Here is a 13,077-nt window from a genome sequence, read left to right on the forward strand (position 1 = left end):
ATTGGAGTTTGATGACCATGAGTGTGGAAACTCAAAAGGAAACCCTGGGCTTCCAGACCGAGGTGAAGCAACTGCTGCACCTCATGATCCATTCGCTGTATTCCAACAAGGAAATCTTCCTTCGCGAATTGATTTCGAACGCCTCTGACGCCGTCGACAAATTGCGCTTCGAAGCCCTGGCCAAGCCTGAATTGCTCGAAGGTGGCGCTGAACTGAAAATCCGTGTGAGCTTCGACAAGGACGCCAAGACCGTCACCCTCGAAGACAACGGCATCGGCATGAACCGCGACGATGTGATCACCCACCTGGGGACCATCGCCAAATCCGGCACCGCCGATTTCATGAAAAACCTGACGGGCGACCAGAAGAAGGATTCGCACCTGATCGGTCAGTTCGGCGTGGGTTTCTATTCCGCTTTCATCGTTGCCGACCAGGTTGACGTGTACAGTCGTCGCGCCGGCACTGCTGCCAGCGAAGGCGTGCACTGGTCGTCGAAAGGCGAGGGCGAATTCGAAGTCGCCACCATCGACAAGCCAGAACGCGGTACCCGCATCGTCCTGCACCTGAAATCCGGTGAAGTCGAGTTCGCCGATGGCTGGCGTCTGCGCAACATCATCAAGAAGTACTCCGACCACATCGCGCTGCCGATCGAGCTGCCCAAAGAAGTGGCTGCTGCGGAGGGCGAAGAGAAGCCAGCCGTTGAATGGGAAACCGTCAACCGCGCCAGCGCCCTGTGGACCCGTCCTCGCACCGAAGTGAAGGACGAGGAATACCAGGAGTTCTACAAACACATCGCCCACGACTTCGAAAACCCGCTGTCGTGGAGCCACAACAAGGTCGAGGGCAAACTCGAATACAGCTCGCTGCTGTACGTACCGGCCCGCGCACCATTCGATCTGTACCAGCGTGAAGCACCGAAAGGCCTGAAGCTTTACGTGCAGCGCGTGTTCGTGATGGATCAGGCCGAGTCGTTCCTGCCGCTGTACCTGCGTTTTATCAAGGGTGTGGTCGATTCCAACGACCTGTCGCTGAACGTGTCGCGGGAAATTCTGCAGAAAGACCCGATCATCGACTCGATGAAGTCGGCGCTGACCAAGCGCGTGCTGGACATGCTGGAAAAACTGGCGAAGAACGAGCCTGAGCAATACAAGGGCTTCTGGAAAAACTTCGGTCAGGTCATGAAAGAAGGCCCGGCAGAAGATTTCGCCAACAAGGAAAAAATCGCCGGTCTGCTGCGTTTCGCATCGACCACCGAAGGCGACGGCGAGCAGATCGTCGGTCTGGCCGACTACCTGGCCCGCGCCAAGGAAGGTCAGGACAAGATCTACTACCTCACCGGCGAAACCTACGCGCAGGTCAAGAACAGCCCGCACCTGGAAGTCTTCCGCAAGAAAGGCATCGAAGTGCTGCTGCTGACCGACCGCATCGACGAGTGGCTGATGAGCTACCTGAGCGAATTCGACGGCAAGAACTTTGTCGACGTCGCCCGCGGTGACCTGGACCTGGGCAACCTGGACTCGGAAGAGGACAAGAAAGCCGCAGAGGAAGTCGCCAAGTCGAAGGAAGGTCTGGTCGAGCGCCTGAAAACCGCGCTGGGCGAGTCCGTTGCCGAAGTCCGCGTTTCCCATCGCCTGACCGATTCGCCAGCCATTCTGGCCATAGGCGAGCAGGACCTGGGTCTGCAAATGCGTCAGATCCTCGAGGCCAGCGGGCAGAAGGTGCCGGATTCGAAGCCGATCTTCGAATTCAACCCGACTCACCCGCTGATCGAGAAACTCGACAACGAGACCAGCGAAGATCGCTTCAGCGACCTGTCGCACATTCTTTTCGATCAAGCTGCACTGGCGGCTGGCGACAGCCTGAAAGACCCGGCTGCTTACGTGAGCCGTCTGAACAAGCTGCTGGTCGAGCTGTCAGCGTAATCAAGATGCAGAAAAACCCGCTTCGGCGGGTTTTTTCATTCTGGGATTCAATCCATCAGGAGTCAGAAATGAGCCAAGTCACTGTACGTTCCGTGGTCTATCAGATTGACGGCCAGCCTTATGAAGGTCGCTTGGCGTTTGACGCCGAGTACAAAGGTGCGCGTCCGGGCCTGCTGATGGCACCGAACTGGATGGGGGTCAGCGCTGGCGCGGAAGAAATCGCCAGGTCCGTGGCGGCCAAGGGTTATGTCGTGCTGATCGCTGATGTGTATGGTCAGGCCGTGCGTCCGCAGAATGCCGATCAGGCCGGCGCGGCGATGATGCCGCTGAAGAATGACCGCGCGCTGCTGCGCAAGCGTATGCAGGCAGCCTTCGAACAGTTGCAGAAGCAGGGTGAAGCGGCAGTCGATACCTCGAAACTGGCGGTGTTCGGCTTCTGCTTCGGCGGCTGCTGTGCGCTGGATCTGGCCCGTACCGGTGCGGCGGTGAAGGCCGCTGTTTCGTTCCACGGCACGCTGGATTCGCCGAACCCGGCGGACGCGAAGAACATCAAAGGCTCGGTGCTGGTGCTGCACGGCGCTTCCGATCCTCTGGTGCCGAAAGAGCAACTGCCGGCATTCGAGGAGGAGATGAATGCGGCCGGTGTGGACTGGCAGTTGCTGAGCTACGGCGGCGCGGTGCACTCGTTCACTGACCCGCACGCCAATGTTCCGGGCAAGATGATGTATGACGCGAAGACCGCTGCGCGGGCGTTCAAGTCGATGCATGACTTGCTGGAGGAAGTGTTCAAGGGCTGATACGGTTGCCAGGCGCTGACTTTTCAGTGCCTGGTCTGGCCTCTTCGTCGGATCGCCGCCCGGGGCAAGCCCGCTCCCACAGTTATTGTGATTTGCCCAGGTTTTTCGGCTGACACATCATCTTGGGGGAGCTGGCTTGCCAGCGAGGGCTGTTTGACGGGCGACACATGACCTAGGGAAGTTCAATCCGCTCGACTTCCCCCGGAACCGTCGGCCAATCCCCGGCCGCCCATTTGCGCCGGGCCTCATCGATGGCCGCCGGATCGCTCGCGACGAAATTCCAGTTGATTCGCCGTGGCCCGTCCAGCGGCGCGCCGCCGAACAGCACGGCATGACTGTCGCTTTCTGCGAACAGGCTCATCTCTTCTCCGGCCGGTAACACCACCAGAGCGTGAGGTTCCACGTTTTCCCCATTCAACTGCACATCACCGCTCAGCACATACAGAGCCCGCTCTTCATGTTCGTTCGGGATGAGCAGTGTGGTCGCCTTTTGCATCTTCAGTTCGGCGTACAGCGTAGGAGAGAGCACTGGCACCGGTGATTCCAGACAAAAACCTGACCCTGCGATCATGCGGATCTGTACGCCGAGGTTATCGCTGACCGGCAATGTCGATGCCGGGTGATGGCTGTAATGGCCAGGGCCCTGTTCGTGCTCCTTGGGAGAAGCGAGCCAGATTTGCAGCCCGTGCATTGTGAAGTCTTGTTCCCATAGCGGTCCGGGTGTGCGCTCGACGTGAGCGATTGCCGTGCCGGCGGTCATCCAGCTGACATCGCCGGCGTTGACCACTTGATCCGAGCCGAGGCTGTCCTTGTGCTGAATCTGTCCTTCGAACAGATAGGTCAGCGTCGACAGGCCGATGTGCGGATGTTGTCGGATGTTCATCCCCTTGCCCGCGGGATAAACCGTTTCAAGCATGTGATCGAAAAACACGAACGGCCCGACGCTGCGGCATTTGGCTGATGGCAGCGGGCGCAGGATCGGCTGCCCTTCGACGTCTTCGGCGCGCGGGCGGATGATCAGAGGTTGGGTGTCCATGGTGCGTTCCAGGCTGGGCGGGTGATGCACGAAGCATAACCCGCCGATGTCATCGTGGTGATTACTGGCTGTCGAAGCCTTGTGGAGCGTGAGTTTCGATGGTGACTTCGCTGGTGGTCATCAGCTTGTGAATCGGGCAGCGATCAGCGACGCGCAGCAGTTCTTCGCGCTGGGCATTGGTGAGCACGCCTTTGAGCGTCAGGGTGACGTGCAGGGCGTATTTGCCTTTCTGTTCCTGGCTGTTGTCGCGCTTGACCTCTACACCGACGCCTGTGAGCGGGATGTCTTTCTTCTTCGCGTACAGCTTCAGGGTCAGGGCCTTGCATGCGCCGAGGGCGGCGTCGAAATAATCGTGGGGTTCAGGTGCGGAGCCTTCGCCGCCCGCTGTGGTCGGGACATCGGTAAACAGTTCGTGCTCATCGATCTGCACGGTGTGACGGAAACCTTCGGCGGACACGGTATTGACGGTAACGGTCATGTGAACCTCGCAAGCGGTAGGAAATGTCATTCGATCAAATAAGATCCTGCAGGTATAGAGCCTTCCCACAGGGGCGCGTTCCACTTTCTTGCCGGCGTTCGGCAGGGCGTCAGGTTATGCCGCAATGTCGAATAATTCTTGTACCTGTGTATTGCCTGCAGGGTACTTCAACGTTTTGCAATCTTCCCGTTGATCGTGCTGCGAACGGCGCTCAAGTCCGGCAAACCATCGCTGAATCGTTAATGCCGAAGGTTCGAAGTATCAAGGCTTTTTGATATCACCTTTTCGTCTTACGCAAATTTTCGCCGGGCCGATACCTTCTAAAGCAGCCAGCTGCAGGGTTGATGCAGCGCTTTTGGAAGGAACCAGAGCAATGAGTATCCGCAGTCTCAATATTGCCCCCCGTGCCGGGCTGGGCTTCGGCCTGTTGGCGTTGATGGTGTTTGCCCTCGGAGCGTTCGCCCTGTTGCAGATGTCGAACATGCGGGCGCAGTCCGATGAGGTCGACAAGAACTGGCTGCCCAGCGTGATGGCCGTGGGCGAAATGAGTCAGGACATGCTGCGTCTGCGTGCGCTGACCATGCGTCTGTTGCTCAATCGCGATCCGCAGGCGCTGGATCAGAATGTCGCCAAGCTCAATGAGCTGCGCGGGGTGTTGAGCGAGGCCCAGCAACGCTACGACATCTTGATCGTGCTGCCCGAAGAGCGAACGTTGTTCGATCGCTTCAAGGTCGCCGAGCACAAGTACCTGGAATTGCAGGCGCAGGTAATGGCGTTGTCCGCCCAGGGGAAGGTGGAAGAAGCGGCGACCATTCTCAATACTCAGATGAACCCGTTGGCCGATGAAATCGCTGTCACCCTCAAAGAGCTGGTGGAACTGAACAAGCACAACGCCAACCTCGCCACCGAGGCGGCGCGACTGGTGTTCATCAATTCACGGGTCTGGGTCGGGGTTATGATCGGCATCACGGCACTGATCACTATCGGCCTGGCGTTGTTGTTGACCCGCAGTATCGTGGTGCCGCTCTCGCAGTCGCTGGGGGTGGCTGAAGTGGTGGCCGGCGGCGATCTGACCGGTGATATCAGCGTCACCGGCAAGGATGAGCCGGCCCGTCTGCTGCATGCGTTGAAAAGCATGCAGCACAATTTGCGCGACACCATCCGGCAGATTTCAGAGTCTTCCAGTCAGTTGGCCTCGGCCTCGGAAGAACTGAGCTGCGTCACCGAAGATGCCACGCGCGGGCTGCATCAGCAGAGCCTGGAGATCGAGCAGGCTGCTACGGCGGTGAATCAGATGACCGCTGCTGTGGAGGAGGTCGCCAGCAATGCCGTGGCGACCTCCGAGGCATCGCGTGAGTCGGACCGCATCGCCCAGCATGGCCGGGAGCAAGTGCAGCAGACCGTATCGTCCATTGAGTTGCTGGCGGATGATGTCACCGCCAACGCCGCGCAGGTGGAGGATCTGGCGCAGAAGGTCTACAGCATCAGCAAAGTGCTGGAGGTGATCCGCTCGATTGCCGAGCAGACCAATCTTCTGGCGTTGAACGCTGCCATCGAGGCGGCCCGCGCGGGCGACGCCGGACGTGGCTTCGCGGTGGTGGCCGATGAAGTCCGGGCATTGGCCCATCGCACCCAGCAATCGACTCAGGAAATCGAACAGATGATCGGCGGCATCCAGCAGGGCACCGATTCGGCGGTCAGTTCGATGCAGCAAAGCAATGTTCGCGCGCGCTCGACCCTTGATCTGGCGAAGGCTGCCGGCATGGCGCTGGAAGAAATTGCCTCGGCGTTTACCTTGATCAACGAACGCAATCTGGTGATCGCCAGCGCTTCGGAAGAGCAGGCTGCCGTGGCGCGAGAGGTGGATCGTAATCTGATGAACATCCGCGATCTGGCGATGCAGACCTCTGCCGGGGCCAACCAGACCAGCGCCGCGAGTCAGGAATTGTCGCGACTGGCGGTGGATCTGAACAACATGGTGGCGAAGTTCTCCGTCTGATCACCGAACGACAGGCAAAAAAAAGCCCCGCGTTTGCGGGGCTTTTCAGTGGGTCAGCTGCCTTTGACCGTCTTGCCGTTGACCGTACCGTCCTGGAGCATGATGTTGTACTCCTTGCCGTCAGTCTCGACCTGTTGCAGGCGAACCAGCAGGTAATCCCAGTCCTTGGCGAACCACATGACGGTGGTGCGCTTGCTTTGTGTCGGATCACGCACGCGCTCGACCTTCACGGCGTCGATCCTGCCGGCCTTGGTCTCGACCTTCTCGGTACCCAGGACGCGGAAGTCATAGGTATCGACGTCGCTGCCATCGACCACCTGGTAGCTCATGGTCTTCTTGCCGGAGGCGACGTCATGCTGCAGTGCCAACTGGTAAGTCGATTTGTCGACCATGCCACGATTCAGCGGGACTTTGACCGCATCGCCACGATCGGTGCCGGTGACGAGTTTGTTGTTCCAGTCGAAGTCCAGATCGGCTTTCTTCGCTTTACCCAGACCGCCGCGTTCGAAGTGGTAGGACTGAGGAAGCAGTGTGTCCTTGTCCAGGGTGAGGGTGCTTTCCTCGGACAGGCTGGCGATCATCATCGAAGCCTTGAAGCTGAGCTTCCAGACGCCGTTGGCTTCCTTGGTCAGGCTGCGTTCGGCGGTGCCGCTCATGGGCAGCTGTTTCCAGTCGGCGGTGTAGCTGGCGGAGAACGGTTGAAGGTCTGCCGCCTGGGCGAAAGGCAGGGCGAGCAGAGCGCAAGCGAAGAGCAGGGCGCGACGCATAAAATCTCCTAGTTTCGAATCAAGTGACCGCTGGCCCCGAGTAACTGGCCATCCAGTAAAGCACCTTGTTCGCCGAGGGTAAGCCGTCCTTCGGCAAACCAGCGTACGGCCATCGGGTAGATCAGGTGTTCCTGAACGTGAACCCGTTGCGCCAGACTCTGCGGCGAATCGTGCAACTCTACCGGTATTACTGCCTGTACGACCAGTGGTCCGCCATCGAGTTCCTCGGTGACGAAATGCACGGAACAGCCGTGCTCGGCGTCGCCGGCCTCCAGCGCTCGCTGATGAGTGTGTAACCCTTTGTATTTGGGCAACAGCGACGGATGGATGTTGAGCAGGCGACCCTGATAGTGCCGGACGAAGTCAGCGCTCAGAATGCGCATGAAACCGGCCAGGACTACAAGTTTCGGATTGAATTCGTCGATCAGTTCGATCAGGGCGGCATCGAAGGCCTCGCGACCTTCGAAACCCTTGTGATCCAGCGAGCGGGTAGCAATACCCGCGTCACGGGCGCGCTGCAGGCCGTAGGCGTCGGCGCGGTTGGAAATCACCGCAGCGATGCGAACCGGGCTGTCACCGGTCCGCGTGCTGTCGATCAGGGCCTGCAAGTTACTGCCGGTGCCGGACAACAGCACCACGACATCACAGGTATTAGGCATCAGTGAGCCTTGAGGTTCTTCAGCTCGACCTGGGCCGCGCCTTCGGCAGCGACACCGATCTGGCCGATGACCCAAGGCTGCTCGCCGGCTTCACGCAGGGTCTTGAGCGCGGTTTCGACGTGCTCCTGAGCCACGCAGATCACCATGCCCACGCCGCAGTTCAGTACGCGGTGCATTTCGGTCTCGTCGACGTTGCCTTTCTCCTGCAGCCAGTCGAAGACGGCAGGGCGGGTCCAGCTGGCCACGTCAACCACGGCTTGAGCGTCTTTTGGCAGGACGCGCGGGATGTTGTCCAGCAGGCCGCCACCGGTGATGTGGGCCATGGCCTTGACGGCGCCGGTGTCCTTGATCAGCTTGAGCAGCGGCTTCACGTAGATGCGGGTCGGGGCCATCAGCAGCTCGGTCAGCGGCTTGCCGTCGAGCTGAACGGTTTCGATGTCGGCGCCGGACACTTCGATGATCTTGCGGATCAGCGAGTAGCCGTTGGAGTGCGGGCCGGACGATGGCAGGGCGATCAGGGCGTCACCGGTGGCGACTTTGGAGCCGTCGATGATGTCAGCCTTTTCCACGACGCCGACGCAGAAACCGGCCAGGTCGTAGTCTTCGCCTTCGTACATGCCAGGCATTTCAGCGGTTTCGCCGCCGACCAGCGAGCAGCCAGCCAGTTCGCAGCCTGCACCGATGCCGGTGACGACGGTGGCGGCGACATCGACGTTCAGCTTGCCGGTGGCGTAGTAGTCGAGGAAGAACAGCGGCTCGGCACCGCACACCACCAGATCGTTGACGCACATGGCGACCAGGTCCTGGCCGATGCTGTCGTGCTTGTTCAGGTTCAGCGCCAGGCGCAGCTTGGTGCCGACGCCGTCGGTGCCGGAAACCAGCACAGGCTGTTTGTAGCCGGCCGGGATTTCGCAGAGGGCGCCGAAACCGCCCAAGCCGCCCATGACTTCAGGGCGCGCAGTGCGCTTGGCGACGCTCTTGATGCGTTCGACCAATGCTTCACCGGCGTCGATGTCTACACCGGCGTCCTTGTAGCTCAGGGAGGGTTGCTTGCTCATGATCCAGGCCTTTAGGGGAGGGGATTCAGGGGTAACGACCGAGTTCAGCGGGAACACTGAAAGCGGCGAGGCGATTGCCTCACGCGAATTTCGGTGTGCCCGGCTGCTGCCGGTCTGCGAAGGCGCGCGATTTTATCAGGCTTGAGGGGCAGCGGCCATCCTCGCGCCGACGGGCAGGGGCATATCGGCCGAAAAATTTTGCAATTGAAGCTGTGGATGACATCGCGGGTGCCTGTATAAGGAAGCGTCTATCGTTAGGGCTGTGCAAAAACTTGGCGCCTGCGTGTGAATGTTTTGCAACGGTCAGTGGTCACAGGCTTGCTCAACTCCGGTTCTTGCGGCCTGTTCCAGCCGCTCTTGGCTCTTGTCGACGGGAATTCTCCATGCGTTTGTGTAAATTGCTGTTTGTGGGCTGCTTGTCTCTGGTCAGCCTGGCGAGCCAGGCGGAAAACCTCAAAGGTCTTTATCAGGTGCGCGAGCCGGTCAGCGGCCAGTCGCCGCAAGAGCGTGATCGCGCCACGCAGGCGGCGCTGGATACCCTGGTGCTGCGTCTGACGGGCGACCCGAAGGCGCCGCAGAATCCCGGTCTTGCACCGATACGCAAGGATCCGCAGCAGATCATCAGTCAGTTCGGCTTCGATGCCGGACCGCCGGAAGTCTTGAAGGTCGATTTCGATCCGGGTACTACCGAACAGGCTCTGCGTCGTGCCGGGTTGTCGCTGTGGGGTGCCAGCCGGCCGTCGATTCTGAGCTGGTGGCTGAACGATTCCACTGAAGGTTCGAGCCTGGTGGGGGATGGTCAGGCCAGTGCCGCGCCGCTGCGCCGGGCGGCCCAGCATCGTGGATTGCCATTACGCCTGCCGCTGGCGGACTTGAGCGAACAATTGGTGGCCACCGCGCCGACTCTGGAAGGCAATGATTCAGCGCCGTTGCATGCAGCTTCCGAACGCTATGGTGCGGATGCGCTGCTCGCCGTGCATGCCCGCGAAGAAGGCGGTCAGTGGCAGGCCAAGTGGCATTTGTGGCTGGGGGATCAAAAAGAAGCGGGAAGCGTACAGGGCGCTGATCAGGCTGCGGTTGCCGATGCGGTGATGCTGGCGGTGGCCGAACGCCTGGCGCCGCGTTTTGTTGCCAGGCCGGGTGCCTCGGGGCAGCAGACCCTGGAAGTGCAGGGCATGAACCTGGAACATTACGCGACCTTGCTTCGGATGCTCGAGCCGTTTGGCGTACGTCTTGAAAGCGCCGATGCCGATCGTATCGTCTATCGGGTCAATGGCAGTGCCGATCAGTTGCGGGCTCAGTTGTCGCTGGCGAGGTTACAGGAGTTGCCGGCCGAAACACCGGCTCCGGTGACGCCTCAGCCCGGGGTGGCGGGTGCCGCGCCTGCTGCGGTCCCGACACCGACGGCGCCGTCGCTGCGGTTTCGCTGGTAAGTCTTTCTTATATATAAGCAATGGAGTGTTACATGGCCGATACTCGGCGTTGGTTCTGGCTCGGTGGGGTGCTCCTGCTTTGCGCGTTTGTCTGGTTGCTGCATCCGATCCTCATGCCGTTTCTGGTGGCGCTGTTGCTTGCGTATCTGTTCGACCCGCTGGTGGATCGGCTGGAGCGCCTGGGTCTGTCCCGTACCTGGGGCGTGATTGCGGTCTTTGCCTTGTTCACCTTGATTGTCACCGCGCTGTTGCTGGTGCTGGTGCCGATGCTCGCCAAGCAGTTGCTGCGTCTGTATGAGCTGGCGCCACAGATGCTCGACTGGCTGCAGCACACGGCATTGCCTTGGGCGCAGTCGAAGCTGGGGTTGTCGGATGGTTTCTGGAAATTCGACAAGGTCAAGGCGGCGATCAGCGAACACATGGGGCAGACCACCGACATCGTCGGGGTGGTGCTGAGTCAGGCCACGGCTTCAAGTCTTGCGTTGATCGGCTGGCTGGCGAATCTGGTGCTGATTCCGGTGGTGAGCTTCTATTTGCTGCGCGACTGGGACGTGATGATGGCCAGGATCCGCAGCCTGTTGCCGCGGGACCGCGAAGAGCGCGTGGTGGCGCTGGCGGGCGAATGTCACGAAGTGCTCGGTGCTTTCGTGCGCGGGCAGTTGCTGGTGATGCTGGCGTTAGGCGTGATCTACGCGGCGGGGCTGATGATTGTCGGCCTGGAGCTGGGCCTGTTGATTGGTCTGATCGCCGGACTGGCGGCCATCGTGCCTTATATGGGATTCGTGATCGGTATTGGCGCGGCGCTGATTGCCGGGTTGTTCCAGTTCGGTGGCGATCTCTACCCGATGCTCGGGATCGTGGCGGTGTTCATGGTCGGTCAGGCTCTGGAGGGAATGGTGCTGACACCGTTGCTGGTCGGCGATCGAATCGGTCTGCATCCGGTGGCGGTGATTTTCGCGATCCTGGCGGGTGGAGAACTGTTCGGTTTTACCGGTGTGTTGCTGGCGTTGCCGGTGGCGGCGGTAATCATGGTGCTGGTGCGTCACGTCCATGATCTGTACAAGGATTCCGATATGTATAGCGGAGTGGATGATCCGAAGCTGTAATGGGTCAGGGCCGCCCGGTGGATCAGCGGGTTGGCCCGTCTCGTGCAGACGATGCCGGCGCGCAGGTGCCAAAGAAACTGTCATGAAACCAGTGTGTTAACGCAAACCTTTGATTTTGCTTGGGGTCTGTCGCATTGTGCGCTCCGCTTCACGGGTATAAACTTCGCACACTTTACACAGAGGCCACTAACGGTTCCTTGAGAACTGTTCAGTCAGCATGAAACCGATTCAGCTGCCCCTAGGTGTGCGTCTGCGTGACGACGCCACCTTCATCAATTACTACCCAGGCGCCAACGCCGCTGCACTCGGCTATGTCGAGCGCCTTTGCGAAGCCGACGCCGGCTGGACCGAAAGCCTGATCTATCTGTGGGGCAAGCACGGGGTAGGGCGTACGCATCTGTTGCAGGCCGCTTGCCTGCGTTTTGAACAGATGGGCGAACCGGCGGTGTATCTGCCACTGGCCGAATTGCTGGATCGCGGCATCGAAATTCTCGACAACCTCGAACAATACGAACTGGTCTGCCTTGATGATTTGCAGGTGATTGCCGGCAAGCCCGACTGGGAAGAGGCGATGTTCCATCTGTTCAATCGCCTGCGTGACAGCGGTCGACGTTTGTTGATTGCTGCATCTACCTCGCCTCGGGAGCTGCCGGTAAAACTGGCGGACCTGAAATCACGGCTGACCCTCGCGCTGATTTTTCAGATGCGTCCTCTCTCCGATGAAGACAAATTGCGCGCCCTTCAATTGCGAGCATCCCGTCGCGGTCTGCACCTGACCGACGAGGTCGGGCATTTTATTTTGACTCGCGGCACCCGCAGCATGAGCGCGCTTTTTGACCTGCTCGAGCAGCTCGATCAGGCCTCCTTGCAGGCTCAGCGCAAGCTGACCATTCCCTTCCTCAAAGAAACCCTGGGCTGGTAAAACCGGGGCTTTCAGCGGGTTTTGGCAAATTTCAGGCGTCAGAAAACCCGCTTTCCTGCGCACTGCGCAGGCCGCGTCTGGATTCAAACAGGCTTAAGCGCTTAGATGTAAACAAGAAACCGGGAAGTCACAAAAAGATCGATTGAATTTGCAAATGAGGCTGATAGCGGGCATAGTCTCGACTTCTTTACAACTAACAGCCACGGTCGTGCCCATGCTAAAGCGCTTCGCACCCCTCGTGCCTCTCGCACTCGTCACCCTGTTGTTCGGTTGCGCTGCTCATTCACCTGTCAATCAAGAGCAGCAACAACAGGTTAAAAATTCTGCTACCGCCCAGTCTTCCGTCATTTACCAGGAAGAGCTGGACACCGAAAAGGAACTGGCTGCCTTCAACGGCAAGAAGCCTTACCAGCTTCCGGTTCTGGCCGACAGCATTCTTGAACGCGGCATGTCCCTGATCGGTACCCGTTACCGTTTCGGCGGCACCTCCGAAGCCGGGTTCGATTGCAGCGGTTTCATCGGCTACCTGTTCCGCGAAGAGGCGGGCATGAATCTGCCGCGTTCTACTCGCGAAATGATCAACGTGGATGCGCCGCTGGTAGCGCGCAGCAACCTCGAACCAGGTGATCTGCTGTTCTTCGCCACCAACGGTCGTCGCGGTCGTGTCAGTCACGCCGGGATCTACCTGGGCGACAACCAGTTCATCCACTCCAGCAGTCGTCGCAGCGGCGGTGTCCGCATCGACAGTCTGGGTGACAGCTACTGGAGCAAGTCTTTCATCGAAGCCAAGCGCGCTTTGGCGAACGCTCCAACCGTGGTTACCGCTCGCAAGTAATCACGCCTTTGTCGCCACGTTCGTGGCGACAAGCGGTACCTTCGGGGCAATAGACATGAACTTTA

Annotated in this window: 12 protein-coding genes; 7 read left to right on the top strand and 5 right to left on the bottom strand. The window is 59.7% G+C overall.

What is annotated here, in order from left to right:
- The first annotated feature begins 17 nt into the window (after positions 1–17).
- Positions 18–1,922, top strand: a complete 1,905-nt coding sequence (gene htpG / locus NWV16_RS08965; RefSeq protein ID WP_260522747.1) for a molecular chaperone HtpG — start codon at positions 18–20, stop codon at positions 1,920–1,922.
- A 68-nt stretch (positions 1,923–1,990) separates the two neighbouring features.
- Positions 1,991–2,719, top strand: coding sequence for a dienelactone hydrolase family protein (locus tag NWV16_RS08970; RefSeq protein WP_260522748.1), 729 nt, complete (start codon positions 1,991–1,993; stop codon positions 2,717–2,719).
- Between the two features lie 172 nt (positions 2,720–2,891).
- On the opposite strand, the gene NWV16_RS08975 is transcribed toward NWV16_RS08970, so the two are convergent.
- Together NWV16_RS08975 and NWV16_RS08980 are read right to left on the bottom strand one after the other, a co-directional pair.
- On the bottom strand, positions 2,892–3,755 hold the full coding sequence (locus NWV16_RS08975) for a pirin family protein (RefSeq protein WP_260522749.1): 864 nt from the start codon (positions 3,753–3,755) through the stop codon (positions 2,892–2,894).
- A 61-nt stretch (positions 3,756–3,816) separates the two neighbouring features.
- Complete coding sequence (locus tag NWV16_RS08980) at positions 3,817–4,233, bottom strand: OsmC family protein (RefSeq protein ID WP_260522750.1); 417 nt, start codon at positions 4,231–4,233, stop codon at positions 3,817–3,819.
- A 373-nt stretch (positions 4,234–4,606) separates the two neighbouring features.
- Here NWV16_RS08980 and NWV16_RS08985 point away from each other — a divergent pair, with 373 nt between their 5' ends.
- Complete coding sequence (locus NWV16_RS08985) at positions 4,607–6,232, top strand: methyl-accepting chemotaxis protein (RefSeq protein ID WP_260522751.1); 1,626 nt, start codon at positions 4,607–4,609, stop codon at positions 6,230–6,232.
- Between the two features lie 53 nt (positions 6,233–6,285).
- Here NWV16_RS08985 and NWV16_RS08990 read toward each other — a convergent pair whose 3' ends face one another.
- From NWV16_RS08990 to purM, 3 genes are read right to left on the bottom strand one after another with little or no spacing between them, the layout of a single operon-like run.
- Positions 6,286–6,999, bottom strand: a complete 714-nt coding sequence (locus NWV16_RS08990; protein ID WP_065260453.1) for a DUF3108 domain-containing protein — start codon at positions 6,997–6,999, stop codon at positions 6,286–6,288.
- 8 nt (positions 7,000–7,007) lie between these two features.
- Positions 7,008–7,658: a phosphoribosylglycinamide formyltransferase gene (gene purN / locus NWV16_RS08995; RefSeq protein WP_065260452.1), complete on the bottom strand. Its 651-nt coding sequence runs from the start codon at positions 7,656–7,658 to the stop codon at positions 7,008–7,010.
- Positions 7,658–8,716 (bottom strand): phosphoribosylformylglycinamidine cyclo-ligase, encoded by a 1,059-nt coding sequence (purM, locus tag NWV16_RS09000; protein ID WP_260522752.1) that lies wholly within the window; start codon positions 8,714–8,716, stop codon positions 7,658–7,660. Before purM ends, purN begins: the two co-directional genes overlap by 1 nt.
- A 383-nt stretch (positions 8,717–9,099) precedes the next feature.
- Between purM and NWV16_RS09005 the strand changes: the two genes are divergently transcribed.
- The 4 genes from NWV16_RS09005 to NWV16_RS09020 all read left to right on the top strand — a co-directional run bounded on the left by NWV16_RS09005 (position 9,100) and on the right by NWV16_RS09020 (position 13,012).
- Positions 9,100–10,149: a DUF2066 domain-containing protein gene (locus NWV16_RS09005; RefSeq protein WP_260522753.1), complete on the top strand. Its 1,050-nt coding sequence runs from the start codon at positions 9,100–9,102 to the stop codon at positions 10,147–10,149.
- Positions 10,150–10,181: 32 nt separating this feature from the next.
- Positions 10,182–11,255: an AI-2E family transporter gene (locus NWV16_RS09010; protein WP_260522754.1), complete on the top strand. Its 1,074-nt coding sequence runs from the start codon at positions 10,182–10,184 to the stop codon at positions 11,253–11,255.
- 217 nt (positions 11,256–11,472) lie between these two features.
- Complete coding sequence (gene hda / locus NWV16_RS09015; protein WP_065260448.1) at positions 11,473–12,177, top strand: DnaA regulatory inactivator Hda; 705 nt, start codon at positions 11,473–11,475, stop codon at positions 12,175–12,177.
- A 214-nt stretch (positions 12,178–12,391) separates the two neighbouring features.
- The gene (locus tag NWV16_RS09020; protein ID WP_065260447.1) at positions 12,392–13,012 is read left to right on the top strand and encodes a C40 family peptidase; all 621 of its coding nucleotides are present in this window, start codon (positions 12,392–12,394) and stop codon (positions 13,010–13,012) included.
- The last annotated feature ends 65 nt before the right edge of the window (positions 13,013–13,077 follow it).

The sequence above is a fragment of the Pseudomonas sp. BW7P1 genome, assembly GCF_024981055.1.
Taxonomy (GTDB): domain Bacteria; phylum Pseudomonadota; class Gammaproteobacteria; order Pseudomonadales; family Pseudomonadaceae; genus Aquipseudomonas; species Aquipseudomonas bananamidigenes.